Annotated in this window: 23 protein-coding genes; 9 read left to right on the forward strand and 14 right to left on the reverse strand. The window is 70.3% G+C overall.

The features are described 5' to 3' along the window. Nucleotides 1–7: 7 nt before the first annotated feature. Nucleotides 8–688: a DUF3592 domain-containing protein gene (locus NLX83_RS06855; RefSeq protein ID WP_254233993.1), complete on the reverse strand. Its 681-nt coding sequence runs from the start codon at nucleotides 686–688 to the stop codon at nucleotides 8–10. A gap of 62 nt (nucleotides 689–750) precedes the next feature. Here NLX83_RS06855 and NLX83_RS06860 point away from each other — a divergent pair, with 62 nt between their 5' ends. Further along, nucleotides 751–2,010 carry an isochorismate synthase gene (locus tag NLX83_RS06860; protein ID WP_254233994.1) on the forward strand — a complete coding sequence of 420 codons (1,260 nt, stop codon included), beginning with the start codon at nucleotides 751–753 and terminating at the stop codon, nucleotides 2,008–2,010. Between the two features lie 100 nt (nucleotides 2,011–2,110). Beyond that, nucleotides 2,111–2,590 carry a CHAP domain-containing protein gene (locus NLX83_RS06865; protein WP_254233995.1) on the forward strand — a complete coding sequence of 160 codons (480 nt, stop codon included), beginning with the start codon at nucleotides 2,111–2,113 and terminating at the stop codon, nucleotides 2,588–2,590. Nucleotides 2,591–2,649: 59 nt separating this feature from the next. Here NLX83_RS06865 and NLX83_RS06870 read toward each other — a convergent pair whose 3' ends face one another. After that, the gene (locus NLX83_RS06870) at nucleotides 2,650–4,134 is read right to left on the reverse strand and encodes a M1 family metallopeptidase (RefSeq protein ID WP_254236113.1); all 1,485 of its coding nucleotides are present in this window, start codon (nucleotides 4,132–4,134) and stop codon (nucleotides 2,650–2,652) included. Between the two features lie 150 nt (nucleotides 4,135–4,284). Further along, on the reverse strand, nucleotides 4,285–5,976 hold the full coding sequence (menD, locus tag NLX83_RS06875; protein WP_254233996.1) for a 2-succinyl-5-enolpyruvyl-6-hydroxy-3-cyclohexene-1-carboxylic-acid synthase: 1,692 nt from the start codon (nucleotides 5,974–5,976) through the stop codon (nucleotides 4,285–4,287). Nucleotides 5,977–6,017: 41 nt separating this feature from the next. Between menD and NLX83_RS06880 the strand changes: the two genes are divergently transcribed. The 4 genes from NLX83_RS06880 to NLX83_RS06895 all read left to right on the forward strand — a co-directional run bounded on the left by NLX83_RS06880 (nucleotide 6,018) and on the right by NLX83_RS06895 (nucleotide 10,625). Further along, a complete protein-coding gene (locus NLX83_RS06880; RefSeq protein WP_254233997.1) occupies nucleotides 6,018–6,929 on the forward strand; it encodes a 1,4-dihydroxy-2-naphthoyl-CoA synthase in 912 nt (303 codons plus the stop codon). Then, nucleotides 6,929–8,065 (forward strand): o-succinylbenzoate--CoA ligase, encoded by a 1,137-nt coding sequence (gene menE / locus NLX83_RS06885; RefSeq protein WP_254233998.1) that lies wholly within the window; start codon nucleotides 6,929–6,931, stop codon nucleotides 8,063–8,065. Before NLX83_RS06880 ends, menE begins: the two co-directional genes overlap by 1 nt. 143 nt (nucleotides 8,066–8,208) lie before the next feature. Next, nucleotides 8,209–9,420 (forward strand): hypothetical protein, encoded by a 1,212-nt coding sequence (locus tag NLX83_RS06890; RefSeq protein WP_254233999.1) that lies wholly within the window; start codon nucleotides 8,209–8,211, stop codon nucleotides 9,418–9,420. A gap of 332 nt (nucleotides 9,421–9,752) precedes the next feature. Then, nucleotides 9,753–10,625 (forward strand): 1,4-dihydroxy-2-naphthoate polyprenyltransferase, encoded by an 873-nt coding sequence (locus NLX83_RS06895; protein ID WP_254234000.1) that lies wholly within the window; start codon nucleotides 9,753–9,755, stop codon nucleotides 10,623–10,625. A gap of 96 nt (nucleotides 10,626–10,721) precedes the next feature. On the opposite strand, the gene NLX83_RS06900 is transcribed toward NLX83_RS06895, so the two are convergent. From NLX83_RS06900 to NLX83_RS06910, 3 genes are read right to left on the reverse strand one after another with little or no spacing between them, the layout of a single operon-like run. Further along, on the reverse strand, nucleotides 10,722–11,810 hold the full coding sequence (locus tag NLX83_RS06900) for a PLP-dependent cysteine synthase family protein (protein ID WP_254234001.1): 1,089 nt from the start codon (nucleotides 11,808–11,810) through the stop codon (nucleotides 10,722–10,724). Nucleotides 11,811–11,820: 10 nt separating this feature from the next. Continuing rightward, complete coding sequence (locus NLX83_RS06905) at nucleotides 11,821–12,105, reverse strand: DUF4229 domain-containing protein (RefSeq protein WP_254234002.1); 285 nt, start codon at nucleotides 12,103–12,105, stop codon at nucleotides 11,821–11,823. Nucleotides 12,106–12,114: 9 nt separating this feature from the next. After that, nucleotides 12,115–12,606 (reverse strand): Lrp/AsnC family transcriptional regulator, encoded by a 492-nt coding sequence (locus NLX83_RS06910; protein ID WP_254234003.1) that lies wholly within the window; start codon nucleotides 12,604–12,606, stop codon nucleotides 12,115–12,117. 192 nt (nucleotides 12,607–12,798) lie between these two features. Here NLX83_RS06910 and NLX83_RS06915 point away from each other — a divergent pair, with 192 nt between their 5' ends. After that, on the forward strand, nucleotides 12,799–13,002 hold the full coding sequence (locus NLX83_RS06915) for a BldC family transcriptional regulator (protein ID WP_030427303.1): 204 nt from the start codon (nucleotides 12,799–12,801) through the stop codon (nucleotides 13,000–13,002). A gap of 200 nt (nucleotides 13,003–13,202) precedes the next feature. Here the strand turns inward: NLX83_RS06915 and NLX83_RS06920 are convergent, their stop codons facing one another. Next, nucleotides 13,203–14,186 (reverse strand): LysR family transcriptional regulator, encoded by a 984-nt coding sequence (locus tag NLX83_RS06920; protein ID WP_254234004.1) that lies wholly within the window; start codon nucleotides 14,184–14,186, stop codon nucleotides 13,203–13,205. Between the two features lie 91 nt (nucleotides 14,187–14,277). Between NLX83_RS06920 and NLX83_RS40825 the strand changes: the two genes are divergently transcribed. Both NLX83_RS40825 and NLX83_RS06925 read left to right on the forward strand, forming a co-directional pair. Next, nucleotides 14,278–14,400 carry a hypothetical protein gene (locus NLX83_RS40825; protein ID WP_256563003.1) on the forward strand — a complete coding sequence of 41 codons (123 nt, stop codon included), beginning with the start codon at nucleotides 14,278–14,280 and terminating at the stop codon, nucleotides 14,398–14,400. A 290-nt stretch (nucleotides 14,401–14,690) separates the two neighbouring features. Continuing rightward, the gene (locus NLX83_RS06925; protein WP_254236257.1) at nucleotides 14,691–14,879 is read left to right on the forward strand and encodes a hypothetical protein; all 189 of its coding nucleotides are present in this window, start codon (nucleotides 14,691–14,693) and stop codon (nucleotides 14,877–14,879) included. A 55-nt stretch (nucleotides 14,880–14,934) separates the two neighbouring features. Here NLX83_RS06925 and NLX83_RS06930 read toward each other — a convergent pair whose 3' ends face one another. From NLX83_RS06930 to hemL, 7 genes are all read right to left on the reverse strand, one after another. Next, complete coding sequence (locus NLX83_RS06930; protein WP_254234005.1) at nucleotides 14,935–16,317, reverse strand: MinD/ParA family ATP-binding protein; 1,383 nt, start codon at nucleotides 16,315–16,317, stop codon at nucleotides 14,935–14,937. Between the two features lie 104 nt (nucleotides 16,318–16,421). Then, nucleotides 16,422–17,369 (reverse strand): c-type cytochrome biogenesis protein CcsB, encoded by a 948-nt coding sequence (ccsB, locus tag NLX83_RS06935; RefSeq protein ID WP_254236114.1) that lies wholly within the window; start codon nucleotides 17,367–17,369, stop codon nucleotides 16,422–16,424. Then, nucleotides 17,366–18,922 (reverse strand): cytochrome c biogenesis protein ResB, encoded by a 1,557-nt coding sequence (gene resB / locus NLX83_RS06940; RefSeq protein WP_254234006.1) that lies wholly within the window; start codon nucleotides 18,920–18,922, stop codon nucleotides 17,366–17,368. Before resB ends, ccsB begins: the two co-directional genes overlap by 4 nt. Next, entirely contained in the window at nucleotides 18,922–19,704 is a 783-nt protein-coding gene (locus NLX83_RS06945) for a cytochrome c biogenesis CcdA family protein (protein ID WP_254234007.1), read from the reverse strand. The genes resB and NLX83_RS06945 overlap by 1 nt, the downstream gene beginning before the upstream one ends. Nucleotides 19,705–19,971: 267 nt before the next feature. Next, a complete protein-coding gene (locus tag NLX83_RS06950; RefSeq protein WP_254234008.1) occupies nucleotides 19,972–20,532 on the reverse strand; it encodes a TlpA disulfide reductase family protein in 561 nt (186 codons plus the stop codon). After that, entirely contained in the window at nucleotides 20,529–21,134 is a 606-nt protein-coding gene (locus NLX83_RS06955) for a histidine phosphatase family protein (protein WP_254236115.1), read from the reverse strand. The genes NLX83_RS06950 and NLX83_RS06955 overlap by 4 nt, the downstream gene beginning before the upstream one ends. A 20-nt stretch (nucleotides 21,135–21,154) precedes the next feature. Further along, nucleotides 21,155–22,477: a glutamate-1-semialdehyde 2,1-aminomutase gene (gene hemL / locus NLX83_RS06960; RefSeq protein WP_308209278.1), complete on the reverse strand. Its 1,323-nt coding sequence runs from the start codon at nucleotides 22,475–22,477 to the stop codon at nucleotides 21,155–21,157. Between the last annotated feature and the right edge of the window lie 7 nt (nucleotides 22,478–22,484).

The raw sequence follows: 22,484 nt of genomic DNA on the forward strand, positions 1-22,484 counted from the left end.
GAACGGTCTATCGACGCAGTTCGGACGCTTTCGTGGCCCTCGCGGGTTCCCTGCGCCGGTGCAGCCACCAGAGCACGCCGCCCGCGATCGCCCACACCACCAGGACGATGGTGATCGCGGGCACCAGGGTCAGCCAGGCACCGCGGCCCGCGACCCGCACCAGGTCCGGATTCGCCTGGTCGTACTCGACCCGGACGACCTGACCGACCTGGAGCCCGCCGGGGTAGAGCACGCCGTCGCGCGGCACCCGCACGGCGCTGTCCGGTGTGCTGAACCGCACCACCGTGCGGTTGTAGGAGGCCGACATCACCTCGGCCGCGGCCACCCCGGGCCTGGCGGTGATCTTGAAGTCGTTGGTGTAGGCGCCGATCACCAGGAGCAGGCAGGACGCGGTCACCAGGGACGCGAGGCCGAGCGTGATCAGCGTCGCCCTGCGGCGGTCGCGGGCCTGGGCGCGGATGGCCCCCCACACCGCGCGGGCCTGGGCGAACCGGGGATTGCGCAGGTCGTCGGCCTCGGCCTGCGCGCTCGCGCGCACGGCGTCGTCGAGGGCGCGGTCCACCGACTGGTCGGCCGCCTGGTCCGGGGTGCCCTTCCCAGAGCCGTCCCCGGCCTCCGCCGCGCGCGCGTCGACGGCGGTGCTGCCCGGCGTGTCGCCCGGCGCGCTCACGACTGCGTCCTCCGCCACATCAGGTCACTTTATGCCAGACCGGCGACGCGTCCCCCGCGCGTGGCTCATACGCTCGAAGGGTGACCAGCGCTCCGGAGAAGGGCATCGCAGCCAGGCTGCGCGTGCACAGCCGCCCGATGGGCGCGGACACCGATCTGCTGGACCTGCTGCCGACGCCGGACGGTGTGCTGACCTGGGTGCGCAACGGGGAAGGCCTGGTCGGCTGGGGTGAGGCCGCGCGGTTCACGCCCTCGGGGCCGAACCGGTTCATCGACGCGGAGCTGTGGTGGCGCGCGGTGCGCGAGCGCTCCGAGGTGGTCGACGAGGTCGGCCTGCCCGGCACCGGCGCGGTGGCGTTCGTGAGCATGGCCTTCGCCGACCACCCCGGCGACTCGGTGCTCGTGGTGCCGAGGGTGATCGTCGGCAGGCGGGGCGGCACCACCTGGGTCACCGAGATCAGCTCGGACGACGACGGTTCCCCGGTGAACCGCTCGGTGCAGCCGGTGCGGCGCACCGGAACGGTCCGCTACGCCGAGGGCGAACTGCCGGTGACCGGCTACCGGCACGCGGTGCGCGCCGCGGTGGACCGGATGCGCGCGGGCGAACTGGGCAAGGTGGTGCTCGCGCACGACCTGCTGGCCACCGCGGACGAGCCGTTCGACCCCAGGTTCCTGCTGCACGGGCTGGCCGGGCGGTACCCGAGCTGCTGGGTCTACGCCGTCGAGGGCCTGCTCGGCGCCACCCCGGAGATGCTGCTGAGCAAGCTCGACGACGAGGTCACCTCCCGGGTGCTCGCGGGCACCAGCTGGCCGCACGAGGGCGTCACCGCCGACGAGCTGGCCACCCGGCTGCTCACCTCGGCGAAGAACCGCGAGGAGCACGCCTACGCGGTCGAGTCCCTTGTGGACACACTGCGTCCGCACTGCGCGACCCTGGAGGCGCCGGACGCGCCGCAGGTGCTGCGGCTGCCCAACGTGCTGCACCTGTCCAGCGATGTCACGGGGCGGCTGCGCGCGACCGCCAACGCCCCCTCCCTGCTGCGGCTGGCCGCGGCCGTGCACCCGACCGCCGCGGTGGGCGGGACCCCGCAGAAGGCCGCGGTGGAGATGATCACCGAGCTGGAGCGGATGGACCGGGGCCGCTACGCGGGGCCGGTGGGGTGGATCGACGCCGACGGGGACGGCGAACTGGGCATCGCACTGCGCTGCGCCCAGGTCACCGGAGCCACCGCGCGGTTGTTCGCCGGGTGCGGGCTCGTCGCGGATTCCGATCCGGATTCCGAGGTGACCGAGGCCGCGGCCAAACTCGTCCCCATCCGTGACGCGCTCGAAGGCAATTGAGTTGCATTCACTTTCGGTCCCGACCGAAAGATGAACCGTTACTTCCAAGATAAGAAACACGCCAGGACAGGCACTTGATCCGCGCTTAACGTGTCGCGGCATGAAGCGAGTGAGATTCCTGGCGGTGGCCGCCCTGTTGTCGATGTCCGCGCTCGGGTCGACCGCCGTGATCATTCCTCCCGCCGCTGAGGCCGCATCGGGATACCCGTACGCGAACAGCGCGGTCGGCAAGAAGGACAGGTGGGGATTCCTCACGAGGTACTGCACGTCGTACGTGGCGTACCGCCTCGACAAGCGCGGGTTCAACTTCAGCAACCACTACAAGGGCGAATCCTGGGGAGATGCGAAGACCTGGGACAACGCGGCGAAGAAGGCCGGTCTGACGGTCAACAAGACACCGAAGGTCGGCGCAGTCGCGGTGTGGGGTTCCAACATGGGTGGCGGCGCCGGTCATGTCGCCGTCGTCTCGAAGATCAGCGGCGGCAAGATCACGGTCCAGGAATACAACGTGCGAGTTTCCTTCGGCTACGGCGAGCGCGTCATCGGCTCCATCAAGCCGGAGAGCTACATCCATTTCTGAGCGTGAAAGCGTCGGGCCCCGCGACGGGGAAGCCGCAGGGCCCGACGTGAAGATGACTGCTACTTGTTCATGCTGTGCATGATGCGGTGCCCGGCCTCCATCTTCGGGACCGACTTCGGCACGATGTCCGCCTTCACCCCGGGGGCCTTGGCCTGAGCCGCCTGGTCCGCGCTCAGCTGCGGCTTGCCCTTGGTGAACAACCACTTCTGGAAGAGGTCGTAGAGCGGCTTCCCGGAGATCTTCTCCGAGAGCGCGATGAACTCCTCGATGCTGGCGTTGCCGTACTTCTTGTCGGTGTTCCAGGTCTTGAGGATCTTCTTGAAGGTGTCCAGGCCCACCGCGTTGCGCAGCTGGTGCAGCGCCATCGGGCCGCGGGTGTAGACGCCGAAGCCGTCGAAGAGCTTGGCGGGCGTCGGGTCGCCGGTGACGACCTGCCAGGCCGGGTCCTCGGCCGGGCGCTTGTAGTAGTGGTCGAAGATCTCCTGCGCGGTGCCCTCGCCCTTGGCCTCCGACCACAGCCACTCCGCGTAGCTCGCGAAGCCCTCGTTCAGCCAGATGTTGCGCCACTTGGCCACCGAGACCGAGTCACCGGCCCACTGGTGGGCCAGCTCGTGCACGACGACGGAGACGTGCGAACCCGCCGCGAAGAACGCCGGGCTGTACACCGGGCGGGTCTGGTTCTCCAGCGCGAAGCCGATACCGGAGCTGGGCACGACGCCGCCCTGGGCCTCGAACGGGTAGTCGCCGAAGTAGTCCTCGAGGAACGCGATCACCTCGGGGGTGCGCTCGATGCTGGCCTTGGCCGCGGCCTCGGCGTCACCGAGGCCGGTGCCGTAGGCGTTCACCAGCGGCTGGCCCTTGTGGCCGGTCCCGGTGACCACCTCGTACTTGCCGACCGCGAGGAAGGTCAGGTACGTGGCCTGGGGCTTGGTGCTGCGCCAGTTCCACCTGGTCCACCCAGCGCGGCTGGACTTGCCCGCCAGCCTGCCGTTGGACAGCGCCGTGGTGCCGTCCGGCACCGAGACGGAGACGTCGAAGGTGGCCTTGTCCGTCGGGTGGTCGTTGCTCGGGTACCACCACGCGGACACGTGCGGCTCGTCCACCGCGAGCGCGCCGTCCGGGGTGCGCTTCCAGTTGTTCACGCCGTTGACCACGACGGTCGACGGGGTGGCCTCGTACTCGACGACGATCGTGGTCAGCAGCCCCTGGTGGACCTGCTGGGCCGGGGTCACCTTGAGCTCGGTCCCGGTGCGGCTGAACTTCGCGGGCAGGTTGTTGACCAGCACCGACTTCGGGTCGATCGCGAAGTCGAGGTTGAACTGGGTCAGCCGCTGGGTGGGCTTGGCGGTGATGACCGTCGTGCCCCAGAGCTTGTCGTCGGCGGGCTGGTAGCGCAGCCGGATGTCGTAGTGCGAGACGTCGTAGCCACCGTTGCCGTCGCCCGGGTAGTACTCGTCGCCGATTCCGGGGGCACCGGTCGTGTCCGGCCCGGCCGACGCGGGCCAGGCGAGCAGCGCGATCGCGGCCGCGGCCGCCGCCCCCATGCGGAGGCTGTGTTTACGCAGCACGGAATTCGAACCTCTCCGTCGTGGCCGACTTCCCCACATGCAGCCGACTCGGGAAGCAACCTAGCTCCGGGAAATCGCCGGGCACCAGCACGTTTTCTTCACAACCAGCTGGTGGGAGTGAAAGGTTCAATGGGCGCGCCGCACCGCCGCGCGCAGGCGTTCGTGCAGGTCACGCAGGGCAGAACGGTCGGTTTGGACCTCGACGACGCGGAGTCCTGAGCCCGGTCGGCACTCGGCAAGGAACTGTTCCCTGCTGCGCGCTCGAACGTGCGGAACCCGGTACGCGGCGCACAAAGAGGCAAGGTCCGCGCCGTGCGGGGTAGCGAAAACGCGTTCGAAGGAATCAGCGTGCTGGGCCGATCCCTGCTCCAGCAAGGAGAAGATCCCGCCACCGTCGTCGTTGAGCACCACGATCGTCAGGTCCGGCCGCTGTTCGGCGGGCCCGATCAGCAGCCCGTTGGCGTCGTGCAGGAAGGTCAGGTCACCGAGCAGCGCCGCGCCCCACGGCCCGATCCGCCCGTCCGCGTCATGTGCGCCGAGCAGCGTGCCCACCGCGGTGGAAATGCTGCCGTCGATCCCGGCCAGGCCGCGGTTGGCCAGCACGTCGGTCCGTTCGGTCGCCGCGACCAGGTCGACATCGCGAACGGGGTTGGAGGAGCCGAGAAAAAGCACGGCATCGCGCGGCATCGCGGCGACGAGATCGCGGGCGATGTGCAACCCGGTCGGCCACGGCTCGGCGGCGAGGAATTCTTCGACGGCGTTCGCGACGGCGGCGTCCGCGTTCTGCCAGACAGCCAGCCACTCCGGCTCCGCGTCCCGGTCGAGGAGGGCCAGCGGGCCGACAGAGGTCGCCTGGTGCTGCGGGTCGGTCCAGTCCGCGGTGTCGTCGACCACATGCACCTGCGGGGTGGTGTGGAGCAGCCGCTGCACTGCCCGCGTCAGGGTCGGGCGGCCGACCACGACAAGGGCTTCCGGGTGCAGTTCGTCCATACCCAGCAACAGGGTTCCGTGTCGGAGCAGCAGGGCCTTGGTGGAGGCGACACCGCCCGCGCCGCCCGGCTCGGCGAGCACCGGCCAGCCGCGCTCCGCCGCGATCTCGCCGATCGCGTTGCCCTGCCCCCAGCTCGCCGCGCCGACCACGACGAGCGTGCGCGCCGGGAGGTCGATCGGCTCGACACCGACGGGAGCGCTGCCGCCGTGCCGCGCGGTCCAGGGCGCGTCTTCTCCTCTGCCCACCAACGATTCCGGCCAGCTGTTGTCAGCGGTGTCCGGCACCAGTGGCTCGCGGAACGGGATGTTCACGTGCACCGGTCCGCCGTCCTTGGCGTGGGCGACCGCGCGGCAGATCATGCTGCGCCACACCGCGTTCTGGCCCTTTCGGGTCTCCGCCACCGGAAAGTCCACTGTGGACACGTGAGGGCCGAAGACGCCGTGCTGCCAGGTGGTCTGGTTCGCCCCGGTGCCCATCAGCTCCGGCGGGCGGTCGGCGGTGAGCACGACCAGCGGCTCTGCCGAGTGGTACGCCTCCAGGACAGCGGGGTGCAGGTTCGCCACGGCGGTGCCGGAGGTGCAGGCGAGCGCGACCAGCCCCCTGCGGTGCGCCGGGAGGCCCAACCCTTTGGAGAGGCCCAGCGCGAGGAAGCCCGCGCTGCGCTCGTCGATCCGCACGTGCAACGTGACGCGCCCGGCCTTCGCCGCGTCGTGCAGCGCGAAGGACAGCGGCGCGTTGCGCGAACCGGGGCAGAGCACGAAGTGCCGGACACCGTTGCGGACGAGCTCGTCGACCACGACGCGCGCCTGCGCTGTAGACGGGTTCACCGGTTCAACACCCTTCCCTGGACCCGCCTATTCTCGCAGGCGTGCCGTCCAACCAGGTCTCAGAGTTGTTCGATCCGGCCGCTTGGCGGGTCGTAGAGGGCTTCGACTTCACCGACATCACCTACCACCGTGCCGTGGACCAGGGCACGGTGCGGATCGCCTTCAACCGGCCGGAGGTGCGCAACGCGTTCCGCCCGCACACGGTGGACGAGCTCTACCGTGCGCTTGATCACGCCAGGATGAGCTCCGACATCGGCTGCGTGCTGCTGACCGGCAACGGCCCGTCCGCGAAGGACGGCGGCTGGGCCTTCTGCTCCGGCGGCGACCAGCGCATCCGCGGCCGAGACGGCTACCGCTACGCCGAGGGCGAGACCTCCGACACCATCGACCCGGCGCGCGCGGGGCGGCTGCACATCCTGGAGTGCCAGCGGCTGATCCGGTTCATGCCGAAGGTCGTCATCGCCGTGGTCCCCGGCTGGGCGGCCGGTGGCGGGCACAGCCTGCACGTGGTGTGCGACCTCACCCTGGCCAGCGCGGAGCACGCGAAGTTCAAGCAGACCGACGCCGACGTGGGCAGCTTCGACGCGGGCTACGGCTCGGCCTACCTGGCGCGGCAGACCGGGCAGAAGTTCGCCCGCGAGATCTTCTTCCTCGGCCGCACCTACGACGCCGAGAAGATGCACCGGATGGGCGCGGTGAACGAGGTCGTCCCGCACGCGGAGCTGGAGTCCACGGCCCTGCAGTGGGCCAAGGAGATCAACGGCAAGTCGCCGACCGCGCAGCGCATGCTGAAGTACGCGTTCAACATGATCGACGACGGCCTGGTGGGCCAGCAGCTGTTCGCCGGGGAGACGACGCGCCTGGCCTACATGACCGACGAGGCCGTCGAGGGCCGCGACTCCTTCCTGGAGAAGCGCGCGCCCGACTGGTCCCCGTTCCCCTACTACTACTGATGCGGTCGCTGGTCGCGGTCTCGTCCGAGGAGATCCCGGAGAGGCTGGCCGCGGCGCTCGACGGCTCGGGCCCCGCTCTGCTGCCGACCGCGCCCGGCGACCCCGCACCGCCCTCCTTGACGGGACCCGTCAAGGAGGAGATCGCGCTGGTCGTGGCGACGTCCGGCTCGACCGGCCAGCCCAAGGGAGTGCTGCTCTCGGCTGCGGCGTTGCGCGCGTCGGCTTCGGCCACGCACGCGCGGCTCGGCGGGCCGGGCACGTGGCTGCTCGCGCTCAGCGCGCACCACATCGCCGGAGTGCAGGTGTTGATCCGATCGCTGCTGGCGGGCTCCGATGCGGGGATCGCCGACACCTCGCAGGGCTTCCGGCCGGACGCGTTCGCCTCCGCCGCGCATGCCGTGCTGGACCGTCCCGGCAGGCACTACACGTCTTTGGTACCAACACAATTGGTGCGGTTGCTCTCTGATGGCGGGGCCGGGCTGGAGGCGTTGACGGGCTTCGACGGCGTGCTGTTGGGCGGCGCGGCGACCCCGGCTGAACTGCTTGAGCAGGCGCGTGCGGCGGGCGTCGCGGCGATCACCACCTACGGGATGAGCGAGACCTGTGGTGGCTGCGTCTACGACGGCGTGCCGCTGGACGGAGTGCGTGTGCGGCTCGGCGAGGACGGCCGGATTTCGCTGTCCGGTCCGGTGCTCGCCAGCGGTTACCGCGGCGCCGCGAACGAGGCTTTCGCCGAGGGCTGGTTCCACACCAACGACCTCGGGCGGTTCGAGCCGGACGGGCGGCTCACCGTGCTCGGCCGGGCTGACGACATGATCATCACTGGTGGGGTGAACGTGGCCCCCGCCCTGGTGGAGCGGGTCTTGTGCGCGGAGCCGGACGTGCTGGAGGCGTGCGTGCTGGGGCTGCCGCACCCCGAATGGGGCCAGCTCGTCGCCGCGGTGGTGGTGCCCGCCGAACCCGGAGCGCCGCCGAGCCCGGAGCGGTTGCGGGCGCTGGTCAGCTCACAGCTCGGCGGTCCGTTCGCGCCCAAGCGGATCGCCGTCGTCGCGGCGCTGCCGCTGCGCGGGCCGGGCAAGGTCGATCGGCGCGCGCTCGCCGAGATGTTGATCAGTCACGACGTTATTTCACGTTAGGCAGATCGGTTACTAACCCCCTCGATTGCTTTCCGAGTCGTTGACAACCAACTGCGCCCGAAGTTTCCCTGGCGCCGTGCGGGATGCGTGCCCCCCTGCCGCGAGTTCGCTCGCTACGCGCATCCCGGGAACGGAGAGCAGTCGTGGCTTCGACCAGACTGCGGCGTGCTGTGGCGTCCGCCGCCCTCTGCGCCGCAATGGGCACCACCCTCCTCACCACGGGCCCGGCCTCCCTGGCCGCCCCGGCCGAGAGCACCTGGACCCCCGACCTCACCCAGATCACCGAAGACTCCGCCAACGTCCGCTTCACCGGTGGGGCACTGCGCCTAGCCGGTCAGCCCGTCCGCGCCGCCAGCGCGATGCACGACCGGGACGGGGGCAGCCTCGTCGTGGCCACCCGCGAACTGGCCGCGCCCGCCAACCGGATCGGCGCCACCGTGGACGCGACGGTGCCCGGCGACGCCCAGCTCTCCGTCGACGTGCGCGGCGAACTGGCCGGGGGTGAGTGGAGCGAGTGGACCACCGCCCCCGCCGAACTGCCCGAGGCGACCAAGCGGCTCCAGGTCCGCGTCGCCATGGTCAACTCCGGCGACGGCCGCAGCCCCGAGGTGCGCGGCGTCCGGCTCTCCGCCGAGTCCGGCCCGCAGGTCGCCGCCGAGCCGCGTGCCGCCGCGCGCAGCTACCGGGTCTACGCCACGCGGGAAGGGCTCGTCGGCGGCACCACCGCGAACGGCCACGTGATCAAGTCGCGGGACCACTTCGTCGCACTGCCGTCCGGGAAGTCGTTGGCGCCCAAGAACACCGGCACCTACAGCGTGAAGGTCTGCACGGCCAGCCGCTGCGCTTGGGGCGCCGTGTGGGACAAGGGCCCGTGGAACATCAAGGACGACTACTGGAACCCGTCCGCGCAGCGCGAGATGTGGAAGAACCTCCCGCAGGGCAAGCCCGAGGCGCAGGCCGCCTACCAGGACAAGTACAACGGCGGTAAGGACGGCTTCGGCCGCGTCGTGCAGAACCCGGCCGGAATCGACCTGGCGGACGGCACGTTCTGGGACGGCCTGAAGCTCAGCGACAACGCGTGGGTCACCGCGACCTACCTGTGGACCGGCACCGGCACTTTCGGCACCGTCCGCAGCACCGCGGGCGGCCCCGTCAACGTCCGCAACGCCGCCAAGACCGGCGCCACCCAGGTCGGCATGGCGGGCAACCACGCGCGGGCTCAGGTGGAATGCCAGGTCACCGGCGACAGCGTCACCGGATCGCAGGGCACCTCCAACGTGTGGTTCCGCATCCACGCCGGCATGTACATCCCCAAGGCGTTCGTCTCCGGCGTCGCATCCTCCGGCGCCTGCTAACCCTCTCCCCGCTCCGCCCCGAACGACCCGTTCAGCTCCTCCAACGCACTGAACGGGTCGTTCGGGTACTCCAACACCCTGAATGAGTCATTGAGGTACTTCAGTGCACTGAATGAGTCATTCAGGGACTCCCAACTCGTTTGGTCCGCTCGCAACGGGCTGAACGGGTCGTTCAAGGACCAGGTCGGCGCCGCCAATGACGCGTTTGGTGCGTTCAACTCCCCCAATGACTCATTCAGGGGCTCCAAGTACCTCAATGACTCATTCAGGCGTCAACGTGGGGGTGTGGGGCGGCGGAGTGGGTGGGGTGGGGGTGAAGGAAGATGTGGCGCATGGCCTCACTCGCCCAGTGGATCGAGGGCGCTCGCCCGCGCACGCTGCCCAACGCCATCGCCCCGGTGCTCGTGGGTTCCGGTGCGGCGTACGGCGTTGGCGGTTTCTCGTGGTTGCATACCGGGCTCATCCTGCTGATGTCGCTAGCGCTGATCGTGGGCGTGAACTACGCCAACGACTACTCCGACGGCATCCGGGGCACGGACGAGGACCGCGTCGGGCCGCTCCGGCTCGTCGGTTCGGGGCTGGCGAAGCCGAAGACGGTGCTCGTGGCGGCTTGGGCGAGCTTCGGGCTCGCGGGGGTGCTCGGGCTCACCGTGGTGGTGCTGACCGGGCAGTGGCTGATGCTGGCGGTCGGCGGGCTGTGCATCGTCGCCGCGTGGTTCTACACCGGGGGCAAGCGGCCGTACGGCTACGCGGGCTTCGGCGAGCTGGCCGTGTTCGTGTTCTTCGGCCTGGTCGCCGTGCTGGGCACGCTCTACGTGCAGGCCGACATGGTCAGCGGCGTCTCGATCGGCGCGGCCGTCGCGGTCGGCGCGTTCTCCAGCGCGGTGCTGATCGCCAACAACCTGCGGGACATCCCCACCGACGCCGAGACCGGCAAGCTCACGCTGGCCGTGAGGCTCGGCGACCGCGACACCCGCAGCCTCTACACGGCGGTCGTCGCGGTGCCGTTCCTGATGACCGTGCTGCTCGGATTGCGCCAACCGTTGACGCTGCTGGGTTTCCTGGCGCTGCCGGTGGCGATTCCGGCGCTGCGCCGCGTGTTGCGCGGTAAGCGCGGTATGGAGCTGATCCCGGTGCTGCGCGACACCGGCATGGCGATGCTGGTGTGGGCGATCGGCACCACGATCGGCCTGGCCCTCGGCTGACCCGCCACGAACGCCGCGTTCGGGGCGTTGGATTCCCTGAACGGGTCGTTGGGGGCGTTAGATTCCCCGAACGACCCGTTCAGGGACAAATGACGGCTAGTCGGTCCACTCGCCGGAAGCGTGGAACTTCTCCAGCACCTGCGTCGCCGAGGTGATGTCGATGTTCTCGCGCTCCAGCCAGGAATCGTCGTAGTAGGTGTTGGCGTAGCGCTCGCCGCCGTCGCAGAGCAGGGTCACCACGCTGCCCCGCCTGCCGTCCGCGCGCATCTTCGCGATCAGCTGGAAGGCGCCCCACAGGTTCGTCCCCGTCGAGCCGCCGACGCGCCTGCCGAGCAGGTTCTCCGCGTACCGGATCACCGCGATCGACGCCGCGTCCGGGACCTTGATCATGCGGTCGATGACCTGGCCGACGAAGGAGGGCTCCACCCGGGGGCGGCCGATGCCCTCGATCCGGGAGCCGCGCTCGCCGACCAGTCCGGGCAGCGTGTCCCGCCAGGCGTCGAAGAACACCGAGAACTCCGGGTCCACCACGGCCAGGCGGCTGCGCAGCCTGCGGTAGCGGACGAAGCGGCCGATGGTCGCGCCGGTTCCGCCGGTGCCCGCGCCCACGACCACCCAGTCGGGCACCGGGAACCGCTCCAGCGACATCTGCTCGAAGATCGACTCGGCGATGTTGTTGTTGCCGCGCCAGTCGGTGGCCCGCTCGGCGTGGGTGAACTGGTCCATGAAGTGCCCGCCGAGTTCGGCGGCCAGCCGGTGCGACTCCTCGTAGAGCGCGCCCGCCTGGTCGACGAAGTGGCAGCGCCCGCCCTGGCGCTCGATCAGCGCGATCTTCTCCGGGCTGGTGGAACGGGGCATCACGGCGATGAACGGCAGCCCGAGCAACCGCGCGAAGTACGCCTCGGACACCGCGGTCGAGCCCGACGAGGCCTCGATCACCGGGGTCCCCTCGGTCACCCAGCCGTTGCAGATCGCGTACAGGAACAGCGAGCGGGCCAGCCGGTGCTTCAGCGAGCCGGTCGGGTGGGTGGACTCGTCCTTCAGGTAGAGGTCGATCCCCCACTCCTGCGGCAGCGGGTACGGCAGCAGGTGCGTGTCGGCGCTGCGGTTGGCGTCGGCATCGATGATCCGGACCGCCTCGTTGACCCAGTCCCTGGTGTGCTCGCAGCACCGGTCCACATGCATGACCAGGACTTTACGTCCCCGCTTCGCCCCGCAGCTCGGCGCGGAACGCCTCGCGCTCGGCCCGGCGGCGCGCGCCCGCCTCGGCCAGACCGGTCGCCACGCGCACACGCAGCCCCTTGAAGACCACCAAGGACGCGGGCAGCGCGACGACGAGCGAGACCACCATGGCCACCAGCAGCGGCACGTTCACCGCGACCAGCAGGACGGCGACCACCGCGACGGTGCCGAACCTCGCGACGGTGTACAGCGCGATGTCGCGCGTGAGCGTCGCCTTCGAGATCGGGGAGTCGGACACGCCCCCAGATTACGCGCCGGGTCCGGCGACGGTCGGCACCGGCGGTGCGCTCACCGAGCCCGGGGTGTTGGGGCGGCCCTCGAAGCGCGTGGACAGCACGACGGTGGTCCGGGTGCGGGCCACCCCGGCGATCCGCCGCAGCCGTCCCAGGGTGCGCTCCAGCTCGTCCACGGTGGCCACCCGGACCTTGACCACGAAGGCTTCGTCGCCCGCGACCGCGTAGCAGCTCTCGACCTCGGGCAGCTCGGCGAGCGCGGCGGCCACCTCGTCGTCGTCCCCGGTGTCGGTCGGCTGGATCCCGACCAGCGCGGTGACCCCGAGCCCGACCGCGCTCGGGTCGACCATCGCGTGGTAGCCGGTGATCACCCCGGCCGACTCCAGCTTGCCAACGCGCTCGTGCACCGCGGAGGCGGACAGCCCCACCTGTCTGCCGAGGTCGGCGTAGGTGGCCCTGCCGTTGTCCCGCAGCGCCGCGATGATCCTTCGGTCGACAGCGTCCATGGTCGCAAGAGCGTAGAGCCTCGCGCCGGAGATGGTCAGACCTGCCCGAAGCGCACGTTTCGTCCCTTACCTACCCATTACCTGAAGACAAACGTTCGAGTACCCGGGGTGCCGGGTGCCACGATGCCCGGGCACACGATGCACCATGCAGTTCGAGGATCACGATCAAGTGGGGAGGACACCGTGACGACGATGCGTGCGGCAGTTCGGCCGTCCAGCGAACGCCTGCTGACCCCAGGCGAGGTCGCGACGCTGTTCCGGGTCGACCCGAAGACGGTGACCAGGTGGGCCACCGCGGGCCGGATCGGTTCGATCAGGACGCCGGGCGGGCACCGCCGGTTCCGGGAGTCCGAGGTGAACTCCCTGCTGGCCGAGCTGACCACGGAAGCGACCTGACCATCAAGACCAGCTGACCATCGAGACCACCTGAGCACGCGAGATCACCTGAACCTCGCGTCCCAGCCGGGTAAACCGGTCTTCAAGTACGGCGACCCCGCCCTCCGCGAGTCGCCAACCGCTCCAAACCCCCCGGGGTTTGTGGCGGTTGGCGACTCGCGCAAGCGGGGGTCCGGAGGACTTGAAGACCGCCCGACCCGTCAGCCGATCGCCGGGTGCGCCTCCGGATGGGTATCCCACCAGCGGGCGAAGCTGTCGTTGTACTCGACCAGCCCCAGGTAGGCGTCGGCGGCGGCGAGCCGGACCAGTTCGCCGTTCTCCGCGAACCGCTCGCTCGACCACGCCACGTCCAGCCGCCGCACGATGGGATCGCCCACCAGCGGCCGCACCACGATGCCCAGCCCCTCCCGCGAGGTCGCCTGGGCCAGGCTCACGCACTGCCCGCTGGCGACGAAGCTGCGCGCCGCGGTGGTCTCCGTCGCGTGGTGCCGGATCCTCGGCTCGAAGCCCGCGCGCTGGCAGGCCCGGCGCAGGTGCGCCGACTCCCCCGAGTCGAGCAGCGGATCGATGATCCACGACTCCTCGGCGAGGTCGGCCAGGTCGATCTCGGCCTTGCCCGACAACGGGTGCTGGTCGCCGAGCGCGACGAACACCGGCTCCACCGCGACCAGTTCCATCCGCCGCACCGACGGCAGCACCGGCAGCTCGTGCCCGGTGAACTGCTCGACGACCACCACGTCCAGCCGGTCGGAGTCGATCATCCGCAGCAGCGCCAGCGAGGACTGCTCGGCGTGGCTGTAGACCTCGGTCTCGCTGTCCGGGCGCAACGAGGTGAACGCCCGGCGCAGGCTCAGCGCGAGCTTGGCCGCGATGGGTCCCGGCACCGCTCCGATGCGCAGCAGCATCGGCTGCTCGCACACCTCCAACTGCGCGGTCCAGGACCGCAGCTCCTCCAGTTCAGCCAGGACCGTGCGCGCCTTGGCCAGCACGTAACGGCCGTACGCGGTCGGCTCGACCCCGCTGGGCGACCGCTCGAACAGCGGGATGCCCATGGTGCGCTCGATGCGTTGCAGTTGGGCGGACAACGACGGTTGGGACAGCCCCAGGGTGGCCGCCGCCCTGGACACGCTTCCGGTGTCCGCGACGGTCAGCAGAACTCGGAGGTGCCGCACCTCAAGCTCCATAACGCGGATGCTATGGCCAGCTGGGATGTGCGCTCCTCCGCTTAACGGGTCATATTTGGGTTCAGTCATTCACTTCTCGCTCCGGAGGGAGATGACGAACGGCCAAGTGGAGCAGTGCACGTCGGTGATCGCGGCGCCCGCGGTCGTCGGTGCGCGCTGCCGGAGCGGCGGCGAGCAGCAGCCTTGGGACCGCAACGCTTTCCCGTGGTCGTGAGCCCCTTGCGAGGGCAGGGGGACCGCGGGAGGACGTCGCGAGGTGGCCGAAGTCCCGTGGCGCGCCACGTCGCTCATGGGGCGGGCTTCGGACCCGGTTCCGCCCCTCCCTCCCGGTGAACCTGCGGCGGCGGACGTTCACCGGGTCGGGACCTCACCCCGGTTCGCTCACCGATCACTACAGTGGTCGGTGAGCGAACCGGGGTTCTTGCCATTGGTCGCCAAGAACCCGGTATGGCGTCGGAGCGGCGGGACTAACCTCTGCTGTGTCGGACGTGGGAGGAGGCAGCGGTGTTGTATCTGTACATGCTGGCGGCGATCGGTGCGGTGACCATCTCCGCGCTGCTCTGGCGGGCCTTCGGTCCCGAGCAGACGAGCAAGCCGCGCGCCGCGGCCCTCGCACCGGATGACGACCCGGAGTTCCTGCGCCGCCTTGACGAGCGCAAGCGCCGGGAGCGCAAAGATCCCGACGAGGGCTGAGCGACAACGAGAAGAAGGGGCGTCCCGTGCGGGCGCCCCTTCTTCGTGTCCGGGTTCAGCTGGAGCGGGCTCGCGCCACCGCGTGCGGGAAGTCGTCGGCGACGACCGCGCCGAGTTCCAGCATGGCCAGGCGGGTCTCCGGGGCGAGCTGGTCCAGCTCGATCTCCGCGCCCTCCTCCAGGTGCGGGTCGAACGGGATCATGCAGACCGCGCGGCAGCGCGAGGCGAAGTGCTCGGCCAGCTTGTTCAGGTCGACCTTGCCGGAGCCCGGCCGCACCGAGTTGATCACCGCGACGGACCGCGTGACCAGGTCCCGGTAGCCGTGCGCGTCCAGCCAGTCCAGCGTCGCCGACGCGCTGCGGGCGCCGTCGATGGAACCGGAGGAGACGATCACCAGCGAGTCGGCGAGGTCGAGCACGCCCTTCATCGCCGAGTGCATCAGCCCGGTGCCGCAGTCGGTCAGCACGATGTTGTAGAAGAGCTCCAGCAGGTCGACCGTGCGGCGGTAGTCGTCCTCGCTGAACGCCTCCGAGACAGCGGGATCCTGTTCGCTGGCAAGCACTTCGAGCCTGCTCGGCCCCTGCGAGGTGTAGGCGCGCACATCGCTGTAGCGGCGGATCCGCCCGGCGTCGCGCAGCAGGTGCCGCACCGTGGCCGTGGTCTCCAACGGGATCTTCTGCGCCAGCGTGCCGCGGTCGGGGTTCGCGTCCACCGCGATCACCCGGTCACCGCGCAGCGACGAGAACGTGGAGCCGAGGCTGGCCGTGGTGGTGGTCTTGCCGACGCCGCCCTTGAGGCTGAGCATCGCGATCTTGTAGCAGCCCTGGACCGGCTGGTTTATCCGCGCGATGAGCTCGCGGCGGTGCAGGTCGGTGGTGCTCTCGCCCAGGTTCAGCAGGTGGCCGCTGGCCACGTACACCGCGCGGCGCCAGCCGGACTGCGGCGGGCGCTTGGTCTGCTTGAGCAGCTGCGCCGAGGACAGGTCCTGCACCTGGTGCCGCGGCTGGTGCTGGGGCTGGTGCTGCTGGGGGTGCGGGTAGCCGTGCTGCTGCAGGTAGCCCGGCGGCGGCTGCTGCGGGTACCCGGGCGGGAACTGCTGGGGGTAAGGGCCGTTCTGCCCCTGCTGCACCTGGTAGGGCCCGGACGGGCTGCCGGTGACGGGGAACGGGCCCGACTGCCCGCCGCTGACGTGGTGCGGCCCGGAGGGACCGCCCTGCACCGGGTACGGACCGGACTGGTTACCGGTCGGGTAGGGGCCGGACGGACCACCGGAGACCTGGTGCGGCCCGGACGGCCCCGAAGCGCTCTGCGCGGGGAACGGCCCTGACGGCGTCGGGTCGGCGATGGGCACGGCCTCGGTCGGCGGGTCGGCAGGCGGCGTCCACGCGGGCTGGGCGCCGCTCTGGCGCGACTCGGGGTCCTCGTGGCGTCCGGTCACCGCTGGAGTCCCTCCTCGGGCAACGTCGCGAAGCTCGGGGGCTAAGAATTCCTCATCCCCGCGACCGACGTTAGTCGTTTGCGCCGAATCGTGTTGATCCGGGGTCACACGCCCGCGTAGGAGTGCAGACCGGTCGTCACCAGGTTCACGAAGAACAGGTTGAAGATCATCGTCGCGAAACCGAGCACGTTGACCCAGGCCGAACGTGAACCGCGCCAGCCCGCGGTGGCCCGCGCGTGCAGGTATCCGGCGTAGATCACCCAGGAGATGAACGAGACGGTTTCCTTGGGGTCCCAGCCCCAGTAGCGGCCCCAGGCCGACTCCGCCCAGATCGCGCCCGCGATGATCCCGAACGTGAAGATCGGGAACGCGAACACGGTCAGCCGGTAGGACAACCGGTCGAGCGCGGCCGAGGTGGGCAGCTTCGGCCCCATCCCCGCGAAGCGCTCCGGGTTCGCCTCGTGCGGCAACCGGATCAGGTAGAGCAGCGAGGCGACGCCGGAGACGAGGAAGACGCCGCTGGCGAGGATCGCCGCCGACACGTGGATGGTGATCCAGTACGAGCGCAGCGCGGGCATCAGCGGGGCGGCCTCGACGTAGAGCAGCTTCCCCGCCACGAAGAGCAGCAGCAGCATCGGCAGCACCACGAAGGCGCCGATGTGCCGCACGTCGTGCTTGCGCAGCACCACCAGCCACGAGACGACCGCGACCAGGCAGATCGCCGAGCCGAACTCGTACATGTTGCCCCAGGGAACCCGCTGCGTCGCCAGCCCGCGCAGCAGCAGCGACACGGCGTGCAGCCCGGCCGCGAGCACGGTCAGCGCGACCGCGGTGCGGCCGAGGCGCTCCGGCAGCGTGCGGCCCTGCGTGATGGTGGAGCCGAGGTCGGGGGCGATCTCCGGGCCGCCCGCGCCGACGAGTTCGCGCTTGCGGTCGGGGTTTCGGGTGAAGCCGTACTCCGCCGCGTGCAGCACCAGCACGACGAGGTAGATGGCCAGCGCGCTGTTGAACGACCAGTCGCTGAACGTCGCGAGGTTCGAGTTGACCATCAGCGTTCCTTCCCGGGCCGCAGGAGATCCGCGGCGAGCGTGGTGAACTCCTCGCCGTAACCGGCCTGGTCGGTGCGGGCCAACCCACCGACCTCGACCACGGTACGTGCGCTTTCGGCACCTTCCGGCGCGGGGGTGGCGCGCAGCCAGACGCGCCGCCGCTTGATGCTCAGCGAGGCGCCGAGGCCCAGCAGCACCAGTACTCCGGCGATCAGCACGCCGAGCCTGCCGGGGTCGTAACCGACCTGGACGCCGACCCACCGCCCGACGCCGTCGAAGCGGATCCTGGTGCCGTCGTCGAGGGCGATCTCCTCGCCGATCCGCAGGTTCTGCCGAGCCACCTTCTTCAGCCGCCCGCTGTCCACCATGGACTTGTCGATCTCGAAGATCGACTGCCCCTTGCCGGACTCGTTGCCGAGGTCGCCGCGCATGACGTCCACGGCGACAGCCGGATCGCGCAGGTCGGGGAAGACCGACGTCATCAGCGTGCCCTCGAAGGCAGCGGTCGGCGCGAACAATCCCGTGACCGCGAGCTGGCCGGTGCGCCGCTTCTCCGGGTCGGTGACGCCGGGCGGGTCGAACTTCGTCGCGCCCTGGGAGAGAAGGGTGACGGTGTTCATCGTCTGCCACTGGGTCGCTTCGGTGCGCTTCTGGCCGTCCGGGAAGGTCACCGTGAAGCGCGGCGAGTAACCGTGGCCGAGCAGGTACACCGTGCCGCCCGCGAGCCGGAGCGGGTGGTTCACCTCAAGCCCGGCCTGCCGCCACGCGCCGGTTTCCAGGTCGTCGGCGTCCTGATAGGACACCTTGGCGTGGAAGCTGTCGGCCTGTCCGTTGCGCAGGAACGTGGCTTCGAAGCTGTCCACCCGCATGCAGAACGGCTTCAGCTCGGTGCCGTCGACCCGCAGGCCCGGCCGGAAACTGTCGTAGGCGTAGATGCCGGAGTTGCAGAAGCCCTGCGCGTCACCGGAGTGGATGATCACCTGGCCTTCGAAGCCGAACATCTTGCCCAGTGCGATCGCGACCAGCATTCCCATCAACGCGAAGTGGAAGACGAGGTTGCCCGCCTCGCGCAGGAACCCCTTCTCCGCGCTGATCGTGTGCGAGCCGTCGTCCTCGACGCGGACGTCGGTGCGCCAGCCGCGCAACCGCTCGCGGGCCGCGGCCACCACGTCCGCCGCCGGACTGTCCACAGTGGACTCCGCGTGGTGCGGCAGCCGCGCGAGGTTGCGCGGGGTGAGTACCGGCTTGGCCCGCATCTGCTTGAAGTACTCGGCGGTGCGCGGGACCAGGCAGCCGACCAGCGAGATGAACAGCAGCACGTAGATCGCGGAGAACCAGACGCTGCCGAAGACGTTGAACAGGCCCATCCGGTCCAGCACCGGTGCGAGGTTCGGGTTGTCCTCGAAGTACTTCGCGACCTTGTCGCTCGCGGTGAGCCGTTGCGGCAGCAACGCCCCCGGCAGTGCCGCGAGCGCGAGCAGGAACAGCAGGATCAACGCCGTCCGCATGCTCGTCAGGCCGCGCCAGGTGTTGCGCAGGAACGCGATCGTGGCCATCAGATTGGTAGCTCCGTATTGCTGATGAGCGTGGTCTGCAACCACTGCACGAGGTAGGCCCAGGTGCCGGTGACCAGCATCAGGCCGACGATGACGAGCAGCACGCCGCCGGTGAGCTGGACTCCCCTGGTGTGCTTGCGCAGCCAGCCCGCGCTCCGCAGCGCCCACCGCGCGCCGAGCGCCAGCAGGACGAACGGGAGCCCAAGGCCGATGCAGTAGGCCAGCACGAGCACGACACCGCGCAGCGTGGTCGGTCCCACCGATGTGCCCGTGGCGACCGCGATCACGCCGATGAGCGTCGGGCCGAGGCACGGCGTCCACCCCAGGCCGAACACCGCGCCCAGCAACGGAGCCCCCCACAGACCGCGCTTCCCGCTCGGCTGGCGGTGAATGCGCACATCGCGCTGGAGCCCGGGGATGAGACCCATGAACACCAGCCCCATCGCGATCGTCACCACCCCGCCGATGCGCTGGAGCAGCCCCACGTTGTCGTTCACCGCGTCGGACAGGCCGAGCACGACGATCGTGGTGAGTCCGAAGACGACGGTGAAACCCGCGACGAACAACAACGCCGCCAGCACCACCCGCCAACGCCCTGCCTTCGGCTCCTCGTCAGCGTCGACCGCGGGCGCCTCCGAGCCCGCGAGCCCCGCCAGGTACGCGAGGTAGCCCGGCACCAGGGGGATGCAGCACGGCGAGGCGAACGAAACCGCCCCCGCGAGCAGCGCGACCGCGACCGCCAGCAACAACGGGCCGGACATCGCGATGTCGGTGGGGCTCACGGTCATTCAGCGTAGGTACCCCGATCGGGGACATCGCGCCCGGGTACGCCCGCCAGGCGCAACTGTGGCCCACCCCACGCACTCCGCCCACCCCACCCCTCCGACGTTTTCGCCCTGAATGAGTCATTGGGGTACTTGAACGCACCGAATGAGTCATTGAGGTACTTCAGCGCCCTCAATGACTCATTCAGGGCACTCCGAACGCACCAAACGCGGCATTGGCGGTCGGCGTGGTGCCCTCAATGACTCATTCAGGGCTTAAAGCGGTCAGCGGGGTTCGGCGGTGATGCGCTGGACGACCGGGAGGAGGTCGGTGTCGAGGAGTTCGGTGAGCAGGACCGCCGCGACCCGGTGCTGCCGGTCCAGCACGATCGTCGACGGCACGATGTTGCGCGGGTAGTTGCGCAGCTTCAGCAGCGTCCGGCCCGCCGGGTCGTAGATCGACGGGTAGGTGATCCCGCGGTCGCGGAAGAAGTCGGCGGGAGCGGTGCGCGACGGGTCCTTCACGTCGATGCCGAGGAACCGCACACCGGAATCCTTGGTCTGCTGGTGCACCCGCTCCAGGTCGTCGGCCTCGGTCCGGCAGGCCACGCACCACGCGCCCCAGAGGTTCAGCACGACGACCTGGTCCCGGTAGTCCGCGACCTTGATCGTCTTGCCCTCCTCCAACAGGTTCTCGCCCTCGATCGCCGGGAGCTTCTTGCGCTCCACCACGTCGTAGAAGATCTTGGTCTGCCCACCGGGCGCGACGAAGGTGAACTCGTCACCGGGCGCCGCGGAGCACCCCGCGACCAGCAGCAGCGCGAGCGCGGCCAGGAGTGGTCTCATGCGCCGGTCACCCTCGGGTCGGTCTTGCCGACCGGCTCGGCGTAGACGATCTTCTTCAGCTGCTCGTCCTCGAAGACCAGCGAGGTCAACGACGCCAGCGAGCACTGCCGCCGCCGCGGGTCGTGCCAGAGCCGCCTGCCTTCGAGGAACCGCCGCAGCGTCCAGATCGGCAGCTGGTGGGAGACCACGACGGCCTCGTGCCCGGCCGCGACGGCCCGCGCGCGCTGCACGGCGCCGAGCATCCGGTGCGCGATCTTGAAGTACGGCTCACCCCAGGAGGGGCGGAACGGGTTGTACAGCTTGGGCCAGTGCGAGGGCGAGCGCAGCGCCCCGTCGCCGACCGCGACCCGCAGGCCCTCGAACTTGTTCGCCGACTCGATCAGCCGATCGTCGGTTGCCAGCTCCAGGTGGTGCGACTCCACCAGCGGCCGGGCGGTCTGCTGCGCGCGTTCCAGGGGCGAGGCGACCACGTGCACGATGTCGTGGTCGGCGAGGAACTCCGCGACGAGCTTGGCCTGCTGCTGACCCGTGCCGGAGAGCCGGAAGCCGGGGAGGCGGCCGTAGAGGATGCCCTGCGGGTTGTAGACCTCGCCGTGCCGCATCACGTGGACAACGGTCTTGGTCACGCCTCCTCCTCGGGCTTGCGCGCCGCGGCTGCCGCGGCCGCCGCGTGCGGAAGGGCCTCGGTGATCACGTCGAACGCGTCGTCGTCGAGCGCGGCGGAGACGAACCACGCCTCGAAGGCGCTCGGCGGCGCGTACACGCCGCGCTCCAGCAACGCGTGGAAGAACGCGGGGAAGCGCCAGGTGTCCGCGGCCTTCGCGCCCTCGTAGTCGCGCACCGGCTCCTCGGTGAAGAACACGCTGACCAGGTTGCCCGCGTACTGCACGCGGTGCGGGACACCCTCCGCGGTGAGCGCGTCGGTGAACAGCAGCCCGAGCTTGCGGGCGTTGCGGTCCAGCGCCTGGTAGACCTCGGCGTCGGCGGCGCGCAGCGTGGCGAGGCCAGCGGCCACCGCGACGGGGTTCCCGGAGAGCGTGCCCGCCTGGTAGACGGGGCCCGCGGGGGCGAGCCTGGCCATCACGTCGGCGCGGCCGCCGAACGCCGCGGCGGGCAGCCCGCCGGACATGACCTTGCCGAAGGTGTAGAGGTCGCCCGCGACGCCCTCGACGCCGAACCACCCCGCCGAGGAGACGCGGAAGCCGGTCATCACCTCGTCCATGATCAACAACGCGCCGTTCGCGTGGCACAGCGAACGCAGCCCGGCGTTGAAGCCCTGCTCCGGCGCGACGGCGCCCATGTTGCCCGGCGCCGCTTCGGTGATCACGCAGGCGATGTCGGCGCCGTGCGCGGCGAAGGCCGCCCGCACGGCGTCGAGGTCGTTGTAGGGCAGCACGAGCGTGTCCTCGGCCTGCGCGCCGGTCACGCCGGGCGTCGTCGGCAGGCCGAGCGTCGCGACACCGGAACCCGCCTGGGCCAGCAGCGCGTCCACGTGCCCGTGGTAGCAACCGGCGAACTTGATCACCTTGCGGCGCCCGGTGAACCCGCGGGCGAGGCGGATCGCGCTCATCGTCGCCTCGGTGCCGGAGTTGACCAGGCGGACCTGCTCGACGGGCGCGACGCGGGCGATCAGTTCCTCGGCCAGCTCGATCTCGCCCTCGGTCGGCGTGCCGAAGGACAGGCCCGACGAGGCGGCGCGCTGAACGGCCTCGACCACCGCCGGGTGCGCGTGCCCCAAGATCATCGGACCCCACGAGGCGACCAGGTCCACGTAGCGGTTGCCGTCCGCGTCGAAGAGGTGCGGGCCTTCGCCGCGGACCATGAACCTCGGTGTCCCACCGACCGAGTGGAAGGCGCGGACCGGCGAGTTCACCCCGCCCGGCGTCACGGCGGACGCGCGCTTGAACAGGGCAGCGGATGTCTCGGAACCGGAGTGTGCGGTCACCCCTCCA

This window comes from Allokutzneria sp. A3M-2-11 16, assembly GCF_024213555.1.
Taxonomy (GTDB): Bacteria; Actinomycetota; Actinomycetes; order Mycobacteriales; family Pseudonocardiaceae; genus Allokutzneria.

Bases quoted from the DNA above. Each gene is read 5' to 3' on its own strand.
- NLX83_RS06900 (WP_254234001.1), bottom strand. From the start codon at position 11,810: ATGCATGTGGACCGGTGCTGCGAGCACACCAGGGACTGGGTCAACGAG.
- NLX83_RS06910 (WP_254234003.1), bottom strand. From the start codon at position 12,606: ATGGACGCTGTCGACCGAAGGATCATCGCGGCGCTGCGGGACAACGGC.
- resB (WP_254234006.1), bottom strand. From the start codon at position 18,922: ATGGCCACGATCGCGTTCCTGCGCAACACCTGGCGCGGCCTGACGAGC.
- menE (WP_254233998.1), top strand. From the start codon at position 6,929: ATGCGGTCGCTGGTCGCGGTCTCGTCCGAGGAGATCCCGGAGAGGCTG.
- NLX83_RS06955 (WP_254236115.1), bottom strand. From the start codon at position 21,134: ATGCGGCACGGCGAGGTCTACAACCCGCAGGGCATCCTCTACGGCCGC.
- NLX83_RS06895 (WP_254234000.1), top strand. From the start codon at position 9,753: ATGGCCTCACTCGCCCAGTGGATCGAGGGCGCTCGCCCGCGCACGCTG.
- NLX83_RS06870 (WP_254236113.1), bottom strand. From the start codon at position 4,134: ATGGGGGCGGCGGCCGCGGCCGCGATCGCGCTGCTCGCCTGGCCCGCG.
- NLX83_RS40825 (WP_256563003.1), top strand. From the start codon at position 14,278: ATGACGAACGGCCAAGTGGAGCAGTGCACGTCGGTGATCGCGGCGCCC.
- NLX83_RS06865 (WP_254233995.1), top strand. From the start codon at position 2,111: ATGAAGCGAGTGAGATTCCTGGCGGTGGCCGCCCTGTTGTCGATGTCC.
- NLX83_RS06915 (WP_030427303.1), top strand. From the start codon at position 12,799: ATGCGTGCGGCAGTTCGGCCGTCCAGCGAACGCCTGCTGACCCCAGGC.
- NLX83_RS06920 (WP_254234004.1), bottom strand. From the start codon at position 14,186: ATGGAGCTTGAGGTGCGGCACCTCCGAGTTCTGCTGACCGTCGCGGAC.
- NLX83_RS06950 (WP_254234008.1), bottom strand. From the start codon at position 20,532: ATGAGACCACTCCTGGCCGCGCTCGCGCTGCTGCTGGTCGCGGGGTGC.